We start from the raw sequence: 21,977 nt of genomic DNA on the forward strand, positions 1-21,977 counted from the left end.
GCGCACCAAGTTGTCCCAAAAACGATAATTGACACCCAAATCTCCGAAAACAAGGATACTTGGCGCACCAAGACACGCAAAAAACAATACTTTTGCTCTCAATCTTGCTAAAAACGGCAATTTGGCGCACCAACATGGCTAAAAATGAAGAATTGAAGGATCATTCACTCGAATTTGAGTATGTTGACGCACCAAGAGCCCGTTTTACCGGCATTAACTACGGCAAACGGGCTCTTGGCCTCTCTAAAAATCACCTTAGAGGTGTTCTCTGAGGCCCTTCAGGCGGGCGAGAGTCAGCGGCTTGCCGACGATTTCCATGGACTCGAACAGCGGCGGGGAGACGCGGCGGCCGGACATGGCCACGCGAACCGGGCCGAACGCCAGACGCGGTTTGAAACCGCCGTCCTCGACCAACGCCTTGTTGAGCGTCTCGTGGAGGTTGTCCGTCTTCCAATCTGCTTCGGGCACCTCGGCGAGCGCGGCGATGGCCTTGTCGAGCACCTCGGGGGCGGAATCCTTGAGTGTCTTGCGGGCATCGTCCTCGGGCTCGATGTACTCGTCTTCACTCAGGAGGCTTCCGGCCATACCGGCGACCTCGCCAAGCAGACGCACACGCGGCTGGACCAGCGGCGCGGAATCGGTCAAGATCCGGCGTTCGCGGTCGGTGAGCTTATCCCACGAATCGGCGGAAACCACGCCGTCACGGTGCAGATACGGCACGGAACGGTTGAGGAAGTCCTGAGGCTCCAACATGCGGATGTGCTCGGCGTTGATGGAGATAGCTTTATCGATGTCGAAGTGGGCCGGGTTGGCCTTCACGTCGCGGATGTCGAACTTCTCGACCATCTCGTCCATACTGAACACGTCGCGGTCGGGCGCGATCGACCAGCCGAGCAGTGCCAAGTAATTAAGCAGGCCTTCGGGGATGAAGCCGTGCTCGCGATGCAGGAAGAGGTTGGATTCGGGGTCACGCTTGGAAAGCTTCTTCTTGCCTTTGCCCATGACGTAGGGCATATGGCCGAACAGGGGCATCTCACGAGCGATGCCGAGTTTGATGAGATAGCGATACAGCACGACCTGACGAGGCGTGGAGCTCAGCAAATCCTCGCCACGCAGTACGACGTTGATGCGCATCAGCGCGTCGTCGACCGGGTTAGTGAGCGTGTAAAGCGGATCGCCGTTCGGACGCACGATGACGTAATCGGGCACGCTGCCGGCCTTGAACTCGATGCGGCCACGAATGAGGTCGTCGAAGGCGATATCCTCATCAGGCATCTTGATGCGCAGCGCGGGCTTGCGGCCCTCGGCCTTGAACGCGGCCTTCTGCTCGTCGCTCAGGTTGCGGTCGTAGCCGTCATAACCGAACGCCTTCGGGCGGCCGGCGGCGACGTTACGTGCCTCGATCTCCTCGGCGGTGGAATAGGATTCGTAGGCATAGCCGGCGTCGAGCAGCTTCTTGGCGACGTCCTTATAGATGTCGCCGCGCTCGGACTGGCGGTACGGGCCGTCAGGGCCGCCGACGTTGATGCCTTCGTCCCAATCGATATGAAGCCAGTTCAGCGCGTCGATGATCTGGTTGTAACTTTCCTCAGAATCGCGCTCGTTGTCGGTGTCTTCGATACGGAAGACGAAGGTGCCATGCGTATGCCGCGCCTCAGCCCAGTTGAACAGGGCGGTGCGCACCATGCCGACGTGCGGCGTGCCGGTGGGCGACGGGCAGAAGCGAACGCGGACGTCTTTGGGCAGTTCAGGTCTAGAATCAGTAGCATTTTCAGTCATAGAACCATTATGCCGCGCGTGATTGACGTGACGAACCAAATGGTATTACAACAAGTGGATCGTCGCCACACCGGGCATACGATCCACTTGTTCATCAAATAATAGGAAATCACCGAACCCACGAGAGCTCGACACAAATTCCCAGTGATGCCGGCCGCCGCGGGACTTTTCTCAGCCAACCACCACTGTCGTCGTTCCGGCGCTCAATGGCACTACAATGGTGTCTGAATCCACGCTTGCCGAAGAATCCCCATCATGTCCATCGGGATAAGTGACGGCAACATCCTGCAACGTATGCCCGGAAAGCGGCCAGCGCAGCGTTCCCCTCGTGTTGCCGGGAACCGTGACCGTGAGTGTCGTAGACTTCTGCTGCTTGACTTGTACGGAAACCAACCCACGAACCGTCACCACGCTGCCCTGCACTTCGGGCAAGTCGGCAGGATGCGGTTCAACCGCAATCTGCGAAGCTCCCGCCTTGACCAGTTTGACGCCAAGCATCCAACGGGAAATCGCCACAATAGGGCTCGCTCCCCACGGATGCGCGAAAGTGGTGTTCGGTTTGATATCCGGGCTCCACGCCTCCATGGTCTGCGTGGCACCCCAACGATGCATCATCGACCACCACGAGGTCTCGCTATGCGAGCGCATGACCTCCAACGCCGCCTGATCCTGACCGGTCCGATACAGGGCCTCAAGCAGCCATGCCACGGCATTGCAGCTGACGGGAACCCAATCGAGTTTTCCATCAGCGGTGAGCCATTGGCCGATACGCTTGAGATCCTTGTTCTCAGCGACTCCCAAGGCAGTGGCATACATCGTCGAATGCATGGCCGTATGGCTGCTGTCACGTCCGTCATGATACGCACCGATCGCCGAATCAAACATCTCCGTGTTCATCGCCGAACGCATACGCTTGGCCAATCTGCGGAGCCTGGACGCGTCATCCTCGCGTCCCACCGCCTGGGCTGCATCGGCCAAATACACGAAAGCGGCGTACTGCCACGCATTGACCACGGCATTGACGCGGGTGAATTCGAATCCGTCAATCTCCTTGGGCTGCGGCCAATCGATGATATCGTCGTTCATCGGCGTTTTGCGATCCTTCTCGATCAGCCCGTCCTTGTTCAGCCAACGCAAGCCCTGCTCACGCTCGTAAAGCCCCCAGTCCTTCGAAAGCGCGTCCGTGTCACCTGTCTCCAGATATTCCTCATACGCCATTTGGATGGGCATGAATTTGTACTCCGTGAATTTTCCGGGGGCACGCACGATGTACCGGCAACTTTTACGCAGCAGATCGTAGGAATGCGAATACACCACTTCGCCACGTCCACGGGTCACCAAGTCACCTTCATAAGGCATGCGTTCGCGGGTCGGCGTATCCATGTAAAGATCGTTGCGGTTTTCTCGCATGCTGTTGGCGCAGAGCTGCCATACCTCATTGAGCACATCATCCGAAGAATGGAACGAACCGATCTGCTCGGGTTCGGGCACGACCGTGTTCAGCAACGTGATGGCGTCGGAAAGGTCAAGGCTTTCGACCGTATCTATCTGCAGATAGCGGAAGCAGCGATAACCCCAATGTTCGATGGACTGCTTGCCTTTACGCAGGGTCCAGGTATCCTCATAGCGAATACCGCTGCGCAGGTTGTATCGCACCGAGCCATCGTCATTGAGCTCCTCACCCATACGCAGCCGCAATTGCGTGCCGGACAGGCCTTGCGGCACATCCAGCTTGCACCTCACCGAATAGACACGCTCCACGCCGGCATCGAAAAGCCAGCTGCCAGGAGCCAATTGGGTCACTGAAACGGGCTGATAGGCGATGACGCCTATGCCATTGGAACTGTCCGCGTGCAGATTGCCGACACGCGAATATGTCGCCACCGGCCTGAAATCGGAACCTTGGTAATTCGAGGATTGCCAGCCGACGGGCTCATGACGGGCATCGATGTCTTCGCGGGGAGCCACGAAATAGTTCACCTTGACGTTCATATCCCCGACCCAAGGCCTCCAGTCAAGTCCCGGCCTTCCCTGCCATTCTGGACCGCTGACCACCGTGTAGATGCTGCCGTCGGCGTAATGGACGTCCAAAAGCGCCTGCACACGGCCGCCGGTCTGGGCCCAAGCCTGCAATGCCAGCACATTCGTGGCACCCGGGCGAACCATATCAGTGACATCGTGGGTCTCATAGGTCCTGCGTCCGATATCGCGCGCGGGGCCTTCGCCCGCATATTGCCCATTGACCCATGCACGATAGACGTGTTGGCGCGCGCCGATGGGCGAGCGGCCCGTGGCATAAAGATATGCACCGACGACAGTACCTTCCGGCAGATCGAATTCACGACGCAGCAACGCCCAATAGTCCCCCGGCAACACATCACCGAGAAGACCGAAGGAATTCTCGTCGATCACCATGGCGTCGTCGGTCACATGGGCATACGTCGGCACGACAGAATCTTTGTCATACGTAGCTTGGAAGATGGGCTCGGTCTGGTTGAGGGGCACGATGCTGGCACTCTTGACGGCTATGCTTTCATGCTCAGCCATCTTGAAACCAAAGGACGAACCGTCATTGGTGATGTTGTCATCAACATCGACGGGAATATCATCAATGAACGTCGCTGTGCGATTGCCGTCGATATTGATTGACAGGTTCACATATTGGCGCAAATCGATGTTTTGCGGCAACTTGACCGAAGTGATGGGGTTTTCATGACCATTGCGCACATGCACCTTGTCCAAGGTGTTGTCGGTGGCATTGAATCGCCAAAGGTACCCATCCTGGCAATCGGCGGTAATCCTGAAGAAAATGCCAGCCGATTCGCCCAGCACTTTGAAACACAACGAAAACGTTCCGTCCACCGATGTCGCCGGGCCCGGGTCGGCCGGACGCACCGGCGCACCGCCTACCGTCCAGATGCCGATGGCATTGTCCCAATCCCTCGGACTTAAAGGTCCCACAACGATTTTCACCGGTTCAGACCATCCGGTCAGAACGGATTTTCCGCCCAGAGTGCCTACCCGGACACGGACACGCCAAAACGCGACCTGCCTGGGAACAAGCCGCTCGAAAGGCCACGGAACGGCAGTGCTCTGCGAAGACGTGATTTCCGGAGTGCTCTGCACCAACGCGCCATCAGCGAATCCATTGACGTCATTCGACAGCTCGATCTGATATGACAATTGGTCTCCGCCGACGCCGGGCACTACCGGCACCTCCCACCACAAACGGGGATGGGTCTGACCAATGCCAATCGGCTTATCGCGCAAAGCGGTCAACAACTCATGAGGGCGGTACGACGCCTCCCCCTCATCGTCATCCGACACTTTCTTGAATACCGGCGTCCCCGAAGTGCTTTGCATTTCTTCCAATTTCATTTCAGCTCCTTCACCGCTATGCGGCCTGCTTCCGGCTGTATAGTAAGTAGCCATAAATGGAATCCGGGCAAATTGCCATAGTTTGCACTGAAATAGAAAAACGATGGCCAGCCGTTCAGAAAACGTTCACATCACAACCGTTTTCGACTTCACCAACACCGAGTCCTTCACCCATATAAATCCCATCGGCGACGATACGATTACCTGCCTAGGAATTTTATTCTTATATTAGAAATATCCCGTCATGTGTTGAGAAGACGGAAAGAGTTAACCGATAATACCGGTTCCGAAAAGGCGATAACGCCGAATCCACGAAGCCGGATATCGGAAACATCAAAGGGGGAAAGAGATTCATGACTGATGAATCTGCAACTGAGTCCACAAAGCTCGGAAAGTATAAAAGCCTGCAAATCGCAAGCGGTTTAGGCGGAATACTGGGTTCCGGGTGCATCGTCGGTCTGAGCGCGACGATCACTGTGTTCAAGGATTACCTGCACATGACCCCGGTCCAGGTAGGCGTTGTATCGAGCGTATTGACGTTCGCAATCGGCTTCGGTTCACTGTTCGGGGGGCGCATTGCCGATCGCATCGGCCGTATCCGCGTCTATAACTACATCAACTTCATCTATGCCATCGGCACTTTGCTCATGGCTTTCGCGCCGAATTACGGCACGCTGATTGTCGCTGCCGTCATCCTTGGCCTGACCTCCGGAACCGAACTGCCGGTCTCACTGGCAGTCATGTCCAGGGACGCGCCGAACGAAGGCATTTCCAACAAGCTCGTCTCCAGCCACCAGATCTATTGGCATTTCGGTCAGTTCATCTCCTATCTGGTGACCTTCTTCCTGTCCACCACGGGTATTCTTTCCGCTCGCGTGGTCTTCATCTTCCTGACGATTATCGCTCTTGTTTCGGCTTGCATGCGTACCTTCAGCAAGACCTTGGCGCAAATCCACGCCGAGGGTGAGGCCCGTATCGAAGCGAATGCCAAGCTCAACAACGTTGATGTGGCAGAAAACAAGGTCAGCGTCACCAAGGTGCTCTTCGGCAAGTACAAGAAGACCTTCCTGTTCTCCTTGATCGGTATCGGCGTCTACTACGTTGCTTGGAACCTCCTTGCGAACACCTGGGGCCAGTTCCAGACCTATCTGCTTTCGGTTAACATTCCCAATCCGGCACATCGTCAGACCTTCGCTACCGGCATCGGTCTTGTGCTTCTGTGCGTAGCCACCATCATGTCCGTCATCTTCACCCAAATCTCTGCAAGCAAGATGCGTAAGCCTCTGTTCTATCTTGGCGGAGCCATGCAGGTCGTGGCCATGGCGATCATGGCCATCGGCATCCGTTTGGGCAGTGGCAGCCTCTGGTTCATCGTTGCGGGTCTGGCTATGTTCAATATCTTCAACTCCTTCGCCGGCGAAGCCATGTACAAGGTGTGGACCCAGAATTCATTCCCTGCGACGATTCGCGCGTCCGTTCAGGGCTTCATCAACGGTTTCTCCCGTATTTGCTGTGCTCTGTTCGCCATCATCACGCCTTCGCTCGTAGCTCCTGAGCATATCGGCGCAACCGCTTGGGGCTTCTTCGCCATCATGCTGGTTTCGTTCATCGCCGGTGTCATCATGATCAACACCGAGGATTCTCGTGATTCCGTGGTCGACAAGGCCTGAGTAAGTTTCTAACACAAACTAGTAAATGCCTCCATCGCCGCTATCGGCGCTGGAGGCATTTACTTATATCATCTTCAATTTTTTAAATCAGAACCAATATAACAAGCGCCCGAAGGCAAACCCATCACAGGCACACAGTGGTCACGCCGGGAACCAGCGGCACAATGAGGCTGCTGCCTTTCACCGACAAGCCGGAAATACCGGAAGAAGCCGAAGACCCGTCAGCCGAAAAAGTAGCCGAAACCGTGTCGAGCAGTTTCCCGGCAAGTGGGTATTCCAACCTTCCAACCACATTGCCGGGCACCGTGACCTGTACCTTGGTACGCTTACCTTGATGAATATCGACCGAAACCAAGCCACGAACGGTGGCGACGCTTCCCGAAACGTGTTCGAGATCCGCAGGATGAGGTGCAACGACAATCCGCGAGCCACCGGCGTCCGTCACATTCACGCCGAGCAACCATCGCGCGATTTCCACAATCGGCGTGACTCCCCAAGGATGCGCGAACGACGTGTTCGGCTTGATTTCAGGGTTCCAGGCCTCCATGGTTTGCGTGGCACCCCAACGATGCATCATCGACCACCACGAAGTCGCGCTGTGCGAGCGCATGAGATCGAGCGCCTTCTGCGGTTGCCCGGTGCGGTACAACGCCTCGATCAGCCAGCCTACGGCATTGCAGCTCACCGGCACGGTGTCGTCCAAGCGGCTATCCGCCACGAGCCACTTCCCCACTTCCCGGGCGTCAACTTCATCGGGAATGCCAAAAGCGGCGGCATAGACGCTGGAATGGATCGCGGTATGACTGGTATCTCGCCCATCGCGATAAGCGCCTGCCGATGGATCAAAAAGCTCTTTGTTCATCGCTTCGCGCATACGAGCGGCCAGCGCATCGTAACGCTTGGCGGCATCGCCGCGCCCAACCGCCTCGGCAGCGGCCGCGAGCGCGCGCAAGGCACCGTATTGCCATGCGTTGACCACGGTATTGACACGGGTGAAGTCGAAGCCATCAATCTCCGCGGGCTGCGGCCAGTCGACGATGTCATCGTTTTCCGGCGTCTTGCGGTCCTTTTCTATCAGACCGTCATCATTGAGCCAACGCAGCCCCTGCTCACCTTCATAGAGCCCGAAATCACGCTCAAGCTCGTCCGGATCGCCAGTTTCCAGATATTCTTGATAGGCTATTTGGACGGTCATGAACTTGTATTCGGTGAACTTGCCGGGGTTACGCACCAAATACCGACTGGTTTTACGGGTCAGGTCATAGGAACGCGCGAATGCCATCTCGCCGCGACCATGGGTCAGAAGATCGGCCTCATAGGGCATGCGCTCGCGGGTCGGGGTGTCGATATAAAGGTCCGCCCGGCTTTCGCTCAAGGTATTGGCACAGAGACGCCACACCTCGTTGAGCGTCTTGTCGCTGGACGAGAATGACGCCGTCTGATCGGGCTCTGGCGCCACCAAATCGGTAAAAGTGATGGCGCCGGAAAGGTCGAGGCGCTCGTCGGTATCGATTTGAAGATAGCGGAAGCAGCGATAGCCCCAGTGTTCGAAGTCTTGTTCGCCACCGCGCAAGGTCCACGTGTCCTCATAACGGATACCGCCGCGTAGGTGGAAACGCGCGGAACCGTCCGCATTGAGCTCCTCGCCCATACGCAACGTCAGTTCGGTGCCGGCCAAATCGTCGGGAACGTTGAGGTGGCAACGCACCGAATAGCTGCGTTCCATGCCGGTGTCGAACAGCCAACGGCCTGGCGCCAAACGCGTGGGCTTCACCTTGAGGTCATTAGCCTTGATTTCCACTGATTCGTCGGCGCGCAAACCGTCGATGCCATCGAAGGACTCAACGGGCCGGAAGTCGGTTCCAGCATAACCCACGGTTTTCCAGCCGACCGGCTCACGTCTGGCGTCGATGTCCTCGCGGGGAGCGACGAAATAATTGACCGTTTCGTTCATGTCGCCATGCCACGGCATCCAGTCAAGTCCCGGCCTGCCTTGCCAATCCGGGCCCGTGGCTACGGTGACTACCCTGCCATCGGCATATCGCACATCGAGCATCGCCTGCACGCGGCCGCCCGCCTGCGCCCACGCTTGGAAGGCAATGACATTGGCGGTTCCTGAATTGATAAATTCTGTCACATCGTACGTTTCGTACGCAGGTCCCTCAGCCTGCCGGCTTGAGCCGACACCGGCAAAATTGCCATTGACCCACGCGCGGTACACATGCTGCCGCGCACCCAGCGGAGAAAGACCCGCCGCATACAGATAAGCAGCCGCAATCTCACCTTCCGGCACATCAAATTCGTGGCGAAGAAACGCCCAATAATCTCCCGGCAACGCGTCGCCGAGTAGCCCGAACGCGCCTTCCGGCACCACCATCGCCCCATCGACGAGCTTCGCATACGGCGGTACGGCGCAGCCATCGTGGTATTCCATACCAAACAGTTGCTTACCGGCGCCGGAAGACTCGCTTACATCGGAAAGACCATCACACGAATCAGCCACATTCCGGTACCCGCCCCGGGAAATATTCGATATATCGACGTCATTCGAACGTTGGTCACCATCGCCGGTTACGCCATTACCATTCGAACGTTTACTACGCTCAGTATCTACCTCACCGTTGACGTCAAGACCGGTTCGGTCACACCCGCTTTGCGTTTGTGGCAGGCAAATCGAAGCGCTTTTGACGGCTACCGATTCACCTTCCGCCATTTTGAAACCGTAAGCCGCTCCGTCTTTGGTGATGCCGTCGACCGCATCGATTTGAATACCATTGATGAACGTCCGTACGCATTCATCGACGGCGACAATGCGTAAATCAACATAATCGTGCAAATCGATATCCTGCGGCACACTAGCCGCGCCGATGGGTTGCTCGTGATTATTGTGGAGGTGCATCTTTTGCAATACATTATGTTCGGCATCCAAGCGCCACAAAAATCCGTCGTTGCAGTCCACAGCGGAACGCAGCAGAATACTGGCGGACTTGCCCAATACCTTGAGCCGCAAGCGCAAGACGGCGTCCTCGGCACGCGTCGGCCCAGGCTCAGACGAGTGAATGGGCATGCCACCGGAGGCCCAGATGCTGGCCGCACCATCCCAATCCTCGGCCCGCAAAGGCCCCACGACCACCTTTTGCGGCTTAGACCAATCGGAAAGAACGGACTTGTCCGAAGTCTCCCCGACCCGCACACGCACGCGCCAGAAGCTGACGCTGCGAGCGGGTAACGGTTCGAATGGCCACGCAATCGCCGTGCTTTGCGACGAATGAATCTCTCCGGTAGAAGCTGTTGCTTCTCCGGCAAAACCGCACGAGTTTTGCGACGGGCACACTTTTCTGGCGGGATTCGTCATCCCCTCGGCAAAACCGCGGTGGTTTTGAGACGAACGAATTTCCCCCGTGGATTCCGCCCCGCTGTCGATAAATCCACTCGCACTTTGCGAGAGCTGAATTTCATACGAAATTTGCATGCCACCGACACCCGGCACAATCGGCACCTGCCACCATAAACGTGGCGTCGCCTGCCCGATACCCAGCGGATCGTCGCGCAATCCCGTCAACAAACCATACGGTCGAATGCCCGCTGCCGTGCCGCCTGCGTCACGACCTTCCGATGATTCCTTTTCGTTTTCGTTGAGATTACAAGCAACCTCGTCGTTACTCATTGAAACTCCTCTATGCCACTACTTTACGGAATTTTTTTGTATTTATTGTCGATAATCGCTCATCGACGAGAAGAGACCGGACATGCCACCGCCGGAGCCGCTTTCGGGTTTTTCGCTGTCGCCGGTGTAAAGCTCGATCAGCTTCTTATCGCCGCTTTCACGGGCGAGGGCCACAAAAAGCACGTCGGCCTGCCAGCGCGCTGAAGCCCAGACGATATACCAGATGATGCCAGTGAAGAGCAATCCGGTGATGATCGGAGAGCTCGCCATTCCCCAGAAATAGCCGAAGATGGCAAGGCCGCTGATCACGACCATATAGATCCGCCGCGCCGAAAGCAGCACGCCGTTCTTGACGACCGCGTACCATTTCGCATTCGGGTATTCCACCACGAGCACCAGCGAGACCAGCAGCGATTGGATAAGAAAGATGATGCAGACGGAAAGAACCGGCACCATCACGGCGCCAAAACCGAGCTTCATCATGATCTGCATCGAATAGGAGAACGTGAAGATGAAGAACCCGTAAATCGCACCCTGCGCGATCGCACGGGGAAGCAAACGGATGAACGCACGGAAATACGGACGGATGCAGGCCGCGGTATCGTCCGGAGGGACGTATGGGCCGGCGATCCAGTCGGGGGTCCGGTAGCCTTCGTTGTACATACGGACCCGGCGTTTGCTCGCGCGTCCGAACAACGTCGGCTGGTCGCGGAAGAGGGCGAAGCCGGCCGCGATGCCCGGCGAGCTTAAGACAAGGGCAAGCGTGAGAGCCGGGTAATAGTCAACATTCTGCACCACCACCCAGATGGCGATCAGAGGAATGATGCCGACAAACAGACACCATCCCGCCATCAGCAGGACATAGACGCTGTTGGCTATCAGCCCGAACGCCTCACCAAGATTGTGATTCTTGCCGCTTGACGAATCCGCCATCACGCACTTCCCTTCCGTTTTGATCCGTACCTGAATCGAAATCCACCATCGTAAAGTCTACCGTCTCATAGTCTTGACCGCGCGTATGGGCGATAATACGAAAATCCGATGTATGCGTCGCAATGAGATCACTGCGACCTGCATACATCGGATTTTCACTACTCATGAAACCAGCGGTATCAGCCCTTCATGCCGGAGGTAGCGATACCTTCGATGAACTGCTTCTGGCCGATGAGGAAGACGATGATGATCGGGAGCACCGAGATGACGGAGCCAGTCATGATCATCGCGTAATCCGCGTTGTACTGGGAGATGAACTGCTTGAGGCCGATCTGGATGGTCCACAGGTTTGCGGAACGCAAGTAGATCAACGGGCCCATGTAGTCGTTCCAGGTGTTGGTGAAGGTGATGATCGCCAACGCCGCAATGGACGGACCGGAAAGCGGGAGGACGATCTTCCAGTAGATGCCGAACTCGCTCAAACCATCAAGTCGAGCGGCTTCTGACAAATCCTCAGGTATCGTGTCATAGAACTGTTTCATCATGAACACGCCGAACGCGCCGAATGCCTGCAGCAAAATAATCGACCAACGGGTGTCGGAAAGGCCGACAGCGGCAATCATCTTGAACTGCGGAATCATGTAGGCCTGCCACGGCACGGCCATGGTCGCAATGTAGATAAGGAACAGCGTGGTGCGTCCACGGAACGGAATCTTCGAGAAGCCATAGGCGGCGAACGAACCGGTGAACACCTGCAGGCAGGTCACGATGATCGCGAAGAACAGGGTGTTCAGAATCCACGTGGTCATATTGGACTTCGTCCAGATGGCCGCGTAGTTGTGCCACTGCCACGCCGACGGGAACCACTTGATCGGTACCGCATAGACCTCGTTGTTCGGCTTCAAGGACGAAAGAATCATCCAGAAGAACGGCAGCAGGGTGAACGCGGCCACCAGAATCATGGCGAGATAGCCAATGATCGTGCCAACGACCTTGAGCGGGGACACGGGCTTCTTGTTGAAGGGGATTTCAGGTGCCACGGCACCAGTCTCAACTGCTTGAGGGGATACTGTTTGCGCGGACATGTTACTTCTCCTTCGCATTGTTGTACCAGAACTGAATCAGCGTGACCACCATGCAGATGAACAGCAACACCAACGATACCGAAGATGCATAGCCATAGTCGCCGTTGTCGAATGCCACCGAGTAGATGTACTGGGCCAACACCTCTGTGGTCGTTCCAGGACCGCCGTCGGTCATGATCAAGGTCAAATCGAGGATCTTGAACGAACCTATGGTCAACGTGACCATCACGAAGAACAGCGTCGGTCGCATCGAAGGCACCGTAACGTGCCAGAATCGTTGCCAGCCGTTCGCGCCATCGAGCTCTGCGGCCTCATACAATTCACTAGGAATCGTCTGCAGACCAGCCAGCAGAAGAATCATGTAGTAGCCGACTTCACGCCAAGTACCCACGATGATGACTGCAGGCATAGCCCACTTGGTCGAACCAAGCCAGCCAGGCACGTTGTTGCCGAGGAACAGGCGCAGGAACTGGTTGATCGGGCCCGACTTCGGGTCGAACAGCATGGCCCACACCTGCGCGGCCGCCACCATTGAGGTGACATACGGCATGAACGCCACCGTACGGAAGAAGCCACGTCCCTTGAGCTTGGAGTTGAGCAATACCGCCAAGCCGAACGCAATCGCCAACGTCAGCGGAATATGCACCAATGAATAGTAGAACGTGTGCCACACGGTCTGCCAGAAGATGCGGTCGTGAACCAAACGTACCCAGTTCACCAGCCCGTTGAACTTCGGCATACCGAACGCCGACCACTTCGTGAACGCGATATAGAACAGCGAGAGCACCGGGAATAGCGTCAACAGGATGAAGCCGATGAAATTCGGCGAAATGAAGATCAGACCATTGCGCAGGTTACGATGCGAAATCGCCTTTGCGTCCATCCCTCCGGTTTTTTGCCGTTTTGGTGCCGGCGGTTTATTTCGGGCTTCGGCGGCACCCGCCTCCCCTGCTGCGGCGAGATCGGCACCCACCGCGGCAACGTCCGAACTAGAAGAATCCGACATCGCTGCCTCCTCCTTGAATACAGCTAATGGGTACAAGCCGCTGACTACTGCGTCAACGTCGTCTTGCAACACCTGTCAACTGTTATTATCTCACAACAATTACATTTTTGGTAATGAAAAAGACCGGCAGTCCTTATCCGGGAATCAAACCTGCCAACCCGATATGGACCTGCCGGTCTCCCGTCTATATGTCGCGGCTGTTACCAACTCAACCGCGACACATGTTTCAGACGGTTTTACGATAATCAGTTTTCGAGAACACCCTGGTTCTTGACATCATCCTGGCACTGCTTGATAGCAGCATCGGGCTTTGAGGTGCCGGTAAGAATCGAGGAGTTCATCGTCTTCTGAAGAGTCTGAATCGTATCAGTGGCAGAGCTCACAGGCGCTTCCAGCTTCATGTCGAACTTGGACCAAGCGTCCTGGGACTTCTGATCGGTGGCCATGCCATCGGCTGCGAAGAAGTCCTTGGTGATCTTGTCATCGATATAGGCAGGAGTGGTGGTGAGCTTGGCAAGCACATCAGCGCCGCCTTCGCCAACAGCCCATTCAACGAACTTCTTGGCCGCAGCGAGCTTCTGGCCCTTGGACTTGGCCGAAACCATGAGACCGGTCGGGCTGCCGAAGGTGATCGGAGTGGAAGGAACCTTCTTGCTCGGGTTCTGCGGAATCGGAGCCATGCCCCAATCGAACTTCTGGGCATCGCCGGTCTTCTGCTGGCTCAGGAACGAAGCGGCATACCAAGTGCCCATCGGCATCATGGCGGCCTTCTGCGTACCGAACTGCGCCTGATACTGAACCTTGTTGGTGAAGGAGGTGTTGTAGCTGATCGTCAGCTTCTCGTCCTGCCACTTCAAAGCACGCTCATAGTAAGGCTTCATGTAGCCGAAATCGCCCTTGAGATAGGTCTTCTCGGCAGGCTGGCCATTCTGGGCCAGTGCGAAGGACTGAACCACGGACTGCCAGTTGTGCTGGTACATCGGATAGACGGAATTGGCGTCATATCCGGCAGCGGGGAGCTTCTGCTTGAGCTCTTCGCCGGCCTTGGTGTAGTCATTCCATGTCCAAGTGGCATCAGGTTCCTTGACGCCGGTCTTCTTGAACATGTCCTTGTTGTAGAAGAGGACCCAGTGATCGGCGCGATACGGCAGAGCAAAATACTTGCCGTCCTTGGTCTTGTACATGGAGTCGTCATAGGTCTTGTGGCTGGCGAACTTCTTGGCGATATCGCTGATATCGGCCAGGCCCTGCGACTTTGCATACGTATCATACTTAACGGTGTTCTTCAGCGGGAAGACATCGGGCTGTGCACCGGCGGAAATATCAGCGGTGAGCTGCTTGTCATAGTCATCTGCGCTGTATTCCTTGAGCTTGATGGTGACGTTGGGGTATTCCGCCTCGAAACCATCAACGAGCTTCTGGAACTCCGGGGTCATCTTCAGCGACCAACCACCCATTGTGATCTCGGTCTTCGCGTTCTTATCAAACGCGTTGGAGTCGGAGGCACCGCTGTTTTTCGCGTCGCCGCCGCCACCGCAACCCGCAAGAAGCATTGCGAGCGCAGAGACCGCTGCTATGGCGCCTACTGGACGTGAGACTTTCATATTCAAATCCTTTCTTCAAGGCTTCCTCGCCTATATGCAAGGACTGACGAACTACGTTTCCGTATTCCGCTGCCGTCCTTAATTTTCAGAGTACACAAATGGCAACAAGGAAAGTGTTTGTTGCCATTATTTGTCAGATTTGATAGAGCAACTGTTCGGTTGTAATTACTGGAAGAACCGCGGCAATTCGCCAATAGTCCTCTTTTATGCCTTCGGCAATCCATGGCACCTCACCTGGTTAAGCACTTCGCGCTGCTAGGCTCGAAGTATGGAGCGACAACGGATTACGCATTTGGTACAGCGAAATTCAGGTTCGTTCATAGCATCATTCCTTCCCTCCAAGCGGGGCGGAATGAAAGAAACGGACAGATAGCAAAGGAGTATCAGCCCATGGGCATACCAATGAGAAACGAGGACCCGGAAAGTTACGTGTCCTCTGCACACCACGCACCGAAGCAATTATGGACGGCGACCAGCGGCGATTTGAGCCAGCGCCGTACACCGATTGAGACGCCGAAGATAGTTGACGAAGCGGGAGATGCCATCACCGTGGTCATCGACCCGACCCGCCAATACCAGCTTTGGGAAGGAGCCGGCGCGGCGATCACCGATTCCAGCGCAGCGCTTTTCATGCAAAGCATGTCCCCCGAGCAGCGCCACGATATTCTCGAAGAGATGTTCAGTCCCTCGAAGGGCGGCTTCTCGTCCGTGCGCATCTCCATCGGTTCCTGTGATTTTTCCAGCCAAAAGTATTACAGCTATGACGACCTGCCAGAAGGAATCGGTACGGACGCCAATCTCGACTACTTCTCCATCGGCACAGGCGAGCCCGGTGCACCGAACGCCACCAAAGACCTCAAAAACGTCATCCCTGTGCTGCAGGAGATCATGGCCATCAACCCGGCCGTCAAAGTGATGGCCTCGCCGTGGAGCCCGCCGGCCTGGATGAAGACCAACCGCAAGTTCGAAGGCGACGGCAGGTTGCGTCTCGGTGAGTTCTGCGGCAATGGATATCGCCGTCAGGACACCATCGATTACGTTTATGCGCAGTATTTCGTCAAATTCATCGCCGCCTACGCCAGCTACGGCATCCCCATCGCTTCGGTGACCATGCAGAACGAGCCTGGCAATTCCCCGCAATGGCCGATGGCCATCTGGACGCCGGAGGAGCTGACAAAATGGGGCAGCGAATATCTGCGTCCTTGCCTCGACGAATCGTTCCCGGACGTCGAGATCTACTTCGCCGACGACGGCCTGCGCTTCTTCCAGCGCCCCGTGAGCGACTATATGACGCCGGCCCAGGCCCAGTGCTTCGCCGGCGTTGCCTTCCACACCTACTCCGGCCTACCCAAGTGGGTACTCAACGGCACCCGCCAGTTCCCGGAATGGAAGGCCGCCATGAGCGAGCGCCGTTGCATGCTCGATGAAACCGTAGACGAGGCCAGCCACGTGATGTTCGGCGAAATCGGCACCGGACTGGTGCGCAACAACGTCGGTCTCATCAACCTGTGGAACATCGCGCTGGACGAGCAGGGCTTCCCGAGCTACGCCAAGACGCGCGGCCGCCGCGGCGTGATCACCATTGATTCAAGCACCGGCAAGGTCAAGCGCAACCTCGAGTACTTCATGCTGCGCAACTTCGGCCAAGATGTGCGCCCTGGCTCACGGCGCGTGGCCTCGACCAACCACACCCCCGACGGACGGCATGGCGGCCTGGGTTCGGTCGCTTTCATCGAGCCGGACGGGCAGGGCTTCGCCGGATTCCTCTATAACCCGACCGCAGAGCCGATCAAGGCAGCAGTCACCTTCGCAGGAGAGGGAGCGCAGTGGCGCCATGTCACCGTTCCTGCTTACGGCACCGTGACATTCCACCTGTCGTATTCGCCAATCAACACGAGCGAGGCGCCCGCGGACGATGATTTCAAGATCACCTACACCCCGCACCCCGCCGACGACCACGACGAGCGCATCTTCTAGTCGCTAACAACACGAAGCGCCGCCTCCCCATTACCAGGGAGGCGGCGCTTCATCATATTCCACTTACAAAAGCAGATTACTCAAAGTGTTGGACCGAAATATGCATTGCGCTGACGTACCCCCTGCTCGAACGGACTCCAGTGTCTTTTATCTTTTATTCGCTTCAAAGGCCTTTTGAAGTAGAGCATTGAGGCTGACACATGCCTTGTTCGACCGTAAAGACTCGGCCCATCTTTTTATTCGCTTACCAAACCCACTCAACGCAGAGTGCCGGATTGGCACATATGCGTTGTTACGGCGTAACCTTGCCCGAACGGACTCGAGTGTCTTTTATCTTTTATTCGCTTCAAAAAAGCAGATTAGTCAGAGCGATGGGGACGACATATGCGTTGCTCGACCGTAAAGACTCGGCCTGCAAAATCCGATGAATTTTGCCTTCGCGCTCACCGAACCTACAGACAGCCCACTGGGCTGTCTGCTTTACGGTTCGGCCCGGAGCGTGTCGAGCAATGTATATGTCGTCCCCATCGCGGCAGTAACTAAGAAAAATCACCACTCATGCATGGTACCGTCAAGCAGACGATCCACAGGCAGTGGAGCCGGCTGGTACGGGTACTTCGCGGCGAGCTTCTCATCGAAGTCGACGCCGAGGCCCGGCTTGTTGCCCGGGTGCAGATAGCCGTCTTTGAACGTGTAGGAGGTGTGGAACACTTCGAGCGTTTCGTCGCTGTGCTTCATGTACTCCTGGATGCCGAAGTTCGGAATCGCAAGATCCAAGTGAAGGTTCGCAGCCATGCCGACAGGCGAAACGTCGGTGGGGCCATGGAAGCCGGACTTGACGCCGAAGAGCTCGGCGAAGGCCATGAGCTTCTTCATGTGGGTAAGTCCACCGGTGTGGGTAACGGCCGAACGCACATAGTCGATGAGCTGCTCTTCGATCAGGGTGATGTAATCGGTCCAGGAGTTGATGATCTCGCCGATGGCGATCGGGGTGGTGGTGTGCTCGCGCACCAGACGCAGGAACTGCTGGTTGTCCTCCGCAGGCGTGGTGTCTTCCATCCAGAAGAGGTCATAAGGCTCAAGCGCCTTGCCGAAGCGGGCGGCCTCGATCGGGCGCAGGCGATGGTGGGAATCATGCAGCAGGATCAGGTCCTTGCCGTACTTGTTGCGCACTTCCTCGAACACGCCGGGGATAGTGTTGAGATACGTGCGCGCATCCCAGACCTCCTCGACCGGAACGCTGGTACGGCGAGCGGGCTCGTAATCGTAACGCATGCCCTTCTCGCCCTTGCCGGCCTGCGCGTTGGCCGAAGCCGCGACGCCGTAAGTCGAGGGGATGCCAGGCAGCGCGTACTGGATACGCGTGGCCTTGAAGCCCATATCGCGATACATGTCGATCGAGTCGAACAGGCTCGGCAAATCGGTGCCGGAAGCGTGCGCGTAGGTCAGGATGCCCTTGCGGGATGCGCCGCCAAGCAGGTCGTAAACCGGAACGCCGAGCTTCTTGCCCTTGATATCCCACAGTGCCACATCGACAGCGCTGATGGCGGCCATCGTCACCGGTCCGCGCTTCCAATAGGCGCCCTTGTAGAGGTACTGCCACATGTCCTCAATGTTGTCCTCGTTCTTGCCGATCAGGGCAGGAGCGATGGTCTTCAGATACTCCGCGGCAACGAGTTCACGCCCGTTGAGCGTCGCGTCGCCAAGACCAACGATGCCATCCGTCGTCGTGAGCTTGAGGACGACGAAATTACGTCCTGGACTCGTGACAAAAACCTCGGCTTTTTCAATAGCCATATCGATTCCTTTCTGTTGTACAGCTTTTATTCCGCATACGTCTGTTACTTGATGACGTCTGTTTACTAAATTTTTTGTCCACGATTTTCAGTGGAACGTTGCCGATGCAAATCCCGATGCCAGGAAAGTCGACAATATTGTTGTTCACTAAGCCTGCCGATTCGCGGCCGCGAACTGGCTTACCACTCCTATCTGCGAGACAACCTCATCAACGAACGCCGCAGAGGACGCAAGGCTGTGATCCAAGTAAGCGACCACATGCTTCACCCCATCATCATCGATGCTGCCGTCAGATTCGAAGCAGGCCTTTGCGTATGCAACGACCTTGTCTTTATTGACGTCCGCAAGCTTATCGGTAAAACGGGTGAGGAACAGTATCCAAGCGGCGATGGCACGAGCTGCAGGGGCCGTCGACCGTCCGTCCTTCAATGCCTTGCGAGCGGCCGGCACGATACGAACCGGAAGCTTTTCGCTCCCATCTGTTGCTATCTGCAACAAAAGGTGACGAATATTCGGATTCTCAAAACGCTCAAGCAGCTGCTTGCGGTATTCATCAGTCGGCACGCTGACATAGTGCCCGGCCAGATCCCACCATTCGTTGATCCACGAACGCAATGTCGGATCGGCGACGGCATCCGCCACCGTTTCATAGCCGAACAGTGAACCACAATAGGCCAAGGTGGTGTGGGAACCATTAAGCATCCACAACTTACGCTGTTCGTAAGGTGTGACGTCATCGGTGATGACCGCTCCGGCTTCATCCCATGCGGGACGACCGGACGGAAAATCACCGGCGATTACCCACTCACGGAACGGTTCCGTGCGCACCGGCGCCGCATCATGCCATCCTTTGACACGTTCGACAAGCTCGATATCGTTTTGCGTCGTCGCAGGAGTGATGCGATCGACCATTGACGTGGCCCAAGCGACGTTAAGACGTGTCCAGTCAAGCAATGACGGATCAACCTCCGCGATGGCCTGCTCGACCACCTTGCGGAATGCAGCGCCGTTGCCCGCCAGATTGTCGCAGGGCAGCACCGTGATCGGGCCGACCCCCGCACGCCTGCGGGCAAGGAAACCGGCAACCATACGCACGGGAACGGTTTTCAGCCCGTCCGCTCGCGAATTGGCTTTCAATGCCCGCAAATCCGCAGCAACATCGGCGTTGGCAACGTCCAAATCGCCGTTGTGGGCACGCATATACCCCGCCTCGGTAACCGTGGAAGTGACAATCGAAATATTCGGATCCGCGAAACGGGCCCGCAACGCCGCGGTGTCCGAGCCGCTATGCATGGACGAAAGCGAGGAGATGACCTCGAATTCATCGTTCTGAGCCCCCGAAGTAATCAGTGTGTATACGCAATCCTGTGATTCAAGCAGGTCGCGCATGCGCGGGCCGCGACCGGTGAAACCGGCGATGCCCCACTGGGCTGCATCCGGCGCGTGTTCGGTGTACCAAGCCTGGTGCGCACGCGTGAAATTGCCGATACCCAAATGGACAATCCGTTCGGGCGCAGCAGGACGGCCGTTTTTTTCACGACTGATTTGTGGAATTCCTACGCTATCTGCTGACATTGCTACCCCTTTCCTAAAGCGTTGTCATATTAAGCGTTATTCGTTATTGCTCGGCCGCATCGAGCTTAAAGACATGCTTTGGCTGCACCGCGATCTGATTGTGCACGATCTCAAGCCCTTCCTCCATGGAAATGCGGCGGTCGCAGACCAAAGAAGCGACAAAGCTAGCGGTGACCCGCCGATTCATGTCGTGACGGGAGGGAATCGAGCAAATCGCCCGGGTGTCATCGATGAACCCAGAGAGCTTGGTGAATCCGGCGTAAGGAACGACGTCGTGGAAATAACGCGAAATCGAGTCCGGAGCGTCGATGAACCACCAAGGGGCACCGATGAAGAAGGAGGGATAGAAGCCGGCGAGAGGCGCCAGTTCCCGAGAGTAGACGGTCTCGTCGTCGGTGAAGGCCACAAAATGGAAATCCGGATTGTTGCCATAGGCATTGAGCAACGGCCGCAACGCTTCAACGTACTCGGCACGGGCCGGAATATCACCACCGACATCAGCACCATAATTGGCAAAAGCCGTGGCATCATAATTGCGGGCAATCGCGGGGTGCACGGTCATCACCAGACCGTCTTCCTGAGCGAGTCTGGCCTGGTCATTAAACAGATGCGCCCGCAGACGCGCCGCATCCTTCGCACCGATACGACCTGCGTAGGCTTCGCCGAAGAGCAGATGCACTTCCCCGTCGGAAAGACGCTCGCAGTTGAGATCGGCATGAGAATGGTCGCTCAATACCGCACCATGATCCTTGAAATACCGCCTTCTGCGACGCATCGCTTCGGTGAAGCCTTCATAAGTGGAGGCATCGATATCGGCACTGCGACCCAAAGCATCCACCAACTGCGGCCAATCGGCGCGAGAAGGTTCAAGATACTTGTCAGGCCTGAAGGCGGGGGCGACGAACGGTTTGAAACCGGGATCGGCATTGACTTTGTCATGAAGTTTCAGGTCGCTGACCGGATCGTCGGTGGTGGAAACGAAGTCCATATTGAAACGGTTGGCGAGCGCGCGCGTACTGAATTCCGGCGTCTTGAGCATCTCGTCAAGCTCGTCGTAAATCGCACCGGCAGTTTCGGGGCCGAACTTCTTCTTGATGCCGAACACCCGTGCCAACGAGTCCTCGAACCAATAACGCATAGGAGTGCCGGCAAAGGCAGACCAATGCTTGCCCAGCATCAGGAAAGCGTTACGTGCCTGCTGATCGGTGAAATCGGATTGGCCCACGCCCAATTCGCTCAAAGCCACACCTTGCCCGTGCAGAATACGGGTCACGTAGTGATCGGGAGTGATAAACAGATCAGTGGGATTGGCGAAGTGCTTGTCTTGTGCAAACCACTCGACCGGGATATGGCCATGCGGCGAAACGATGGGAAGATCCTCAACAGACTCGTACAGTTCACGGGCAACACGCAACGGCAACCCTTCCGCCGGCAGCAATCGATCTGGGGACAAAACCGATTCTGCTATATCTGTTTGGCCAACCATAGGCACCATCCTTACGAAAC

General features: G+C 56.6%; 14 protein-coding genes. 3 read left to right on the forward strand and 11 right to left on the reverse strand.

Translation table 11 applies throughout. From position 1 onward, the window contains the following. The first annotated feature begins 59 nt into the window (after positions 1-59). Positions 60-272 (forward strand): hypothetical protein, encoded by a 213-nt coding sequence (locus PT275_RS08360; RefSeq protein ID WP_277153929.1) that lies wholly within the window; start codon positions 60-62, stop codon positions 270-272. On the opposite strand, the gene gltX is transcribed toward PT275_RS08360, so the two are convergent. Together gltX and PT275_RS08370 are read right to left on the reverse strand one after the other, a co-directional pair. After that, positions 256-1,779 carry a glutamate--tRNA ligase gene (gltX, locus tag PT275_RS08365; protein WP_277153930.1) on the reverse strand — a complete coding sequence of 508 codons (1,524 nt, stop codon included), beginning with the start codon at positions 1,777-1,779 and terminating at the stop codon, positions 256-258. The genes PT275_RS08360 and gltX overlap by 17 nt on opposite strands. Before the next feature lie 171 nt (positions 1,780-1,950). After that, entirely contained in the window at positions 1,951-5,157 is a 3,207-nt protein-coding gene (locus tag PT275_RS08370) for a family 78 glycoside hydrolase catalytic domain (protein ID WP_277153931.1), read from the reverse strand. Between the two features lie 353 nt (positions 5,158-5,510). Here PT275_RS08370 and PT275_RS08375 point away from each other — a divergent pair, with 353 nt between their 5' ends. Beyond that, positions 5,511-6,827 carry an MFS transporter gene (locus PT275_RS08375; protein ID WP_277153932.1) on the forward strand — a complete coding sequence of 439 codons (1,317 nt, stop codon included), beginning with the start codon at positions 5,511-5,513 and terminating at the stop codon, positions 6,825-6,827. A 124-nt stretch (positions 6,828-6,951) separates the two neighbouring features. Here PT275_RS08375 and PT275_RS08380 read toward each other — a convergent pair whose 3' ends face one another. The 6 genes from PT275_RS08380 to PT275_RS08405 form a co-directional block, all read right to left on the reverse strand. Continuing rightward, positions 6,952-10,494, reverse strand: coding sequence for a family 78 glycoside hydrolase catalytic domain (locus PT275_RS08380; RefSeq protein WP_277153933.1), 3,543 nt, complete (start codon positions 10,492-10,494; stop codon positions 6,952-6,954). A 42-nt stretch (positions 10,495-10,536) separates the two neighbouring features. Next, positions 10,537-11,427: a hypothetical protein gene (locus PT275_RS08385; RefSeq protein WP_277153934.1), complete on the reverse strand. Its 891-nt coding sequence runs from the start codon at positions 11,425-11,427 to the stop codon at positions 10,537-10,539. Beyond that, on the reverse strand, positions 11,387-11,593 hold the full coding sequence (locus PT275_RS08390; RefSeq protein WP_277153935.1) for a hypothetical protein: 207 nt from the start codon (positions 11,591-11,593) through the stop codon (positions 11,387-11,389). The genes PT275_RS08385 and PT275_RS08390 overlap by 41 nt, the downstream gene beginning before the upstream one ends. A gap of 13 nt (positions 11,594-11,606) precedes the next feature. Next, entirely contained in the window at positions 11,607-12,512 is a 906-nt protein-coding gene (locus tag PT275_RS08395; RefSeq protein ID WP_277153936.1) for a carbohydrate ABC transporter permease, read from the reverse strand. A gap of 1 nt (position 12,513) precedes the next feature. Further along, positions 12,514-13,518 carry a sugar ABC transporter permease gene (locus PT275_RS08400; RefSeq protein ID WP_277153937.1) on the reverse strand — a complete coding sequence of 335 codons (1,005 nt, stop codon included), beginning with the start codon at positions 13,516-13,518 and terminating at the stop codon, positions 12,514-12,516. Between the two features lie 245 nt (positions 13,519-13,763). Then, positions 13,764-15,122 carry an extracellular solute-binding protein gene (locus PT275_RS08405; protein ID WP_277153938.1) on the reverse strand — a complete coding sequence of 453 codons (1,359 nt, stop codon included), beginning with the start codon at positions 15,120-15,122 and terminating at the stop codon, positions 13,764-13,766. Between the two features lie 390 nt (positions 15,123-15,512). Between PT275_RS08405 and PT275_RS08410 the strand changes: the two genes are divergently transcribed. Beyond that, entirely contained in the window at positions 15,513-17,099 is a 1,587-nt protein-coding gene (locus tag PT275_RS08410; protein WP_277153939.1) for a glycosyl hydrolase family 30, read from the forward strand. A 549-nt stretch (positions 17,100-17,648) separates the two neighbouring features. Here PT275_RS08410 and manD read toward each other — a convergent pair. From manD to uxaC, 3 genes are all read right to left on the reverse strand, one after another. Then, positions 17,649-18,896: a D-mannonate dehydratase ManD gene (gene manD, locus PT275_RS08415; protein WP_277153940.1), complete on the reverse strand. Its 1,248-nt coding sequence runs from the start codon at positions 18,894-18,896 to the stop codon at positions 17,649-17,651. Between the two features lie 147 nt (positions 18,897-19,043). Beyond that, on the reverse strand, positions 19,044-20,471 hold the full coding sequence (locus PT275_RS08420) for a mannitol dehydrogenase family protein (protein WP_277153941.1): 1,428 nt from the start codon (positions 20,469-20,471) through the stop codon (positions 19,044-19,046). A gap of 43 nt (positions 20,472-20,514) precedes the next feature. Next, complete coding sequence (gene uxaC, locus PT275_RS08425; RefSeq protein WP_277153942.1) at positions 20,515-21,957, reverse strand: glucuronate isomerase; 1,443 nt, start codon at positions 21,955-21,957, stop codon at positions 20,515-20,517. Positions 21,958-21,977 lie beyond the last annotated feature (20 nt).

The sequence above is a fragment of the Bifidobacterium sp. ESL0745 genome (assembly GCF_029433335.1).
GTDB lineage: Bacteria > Actinomycetota > Actinomycetes > Actinomycetales > Bifidobacteriaceae > Bifidobacterium.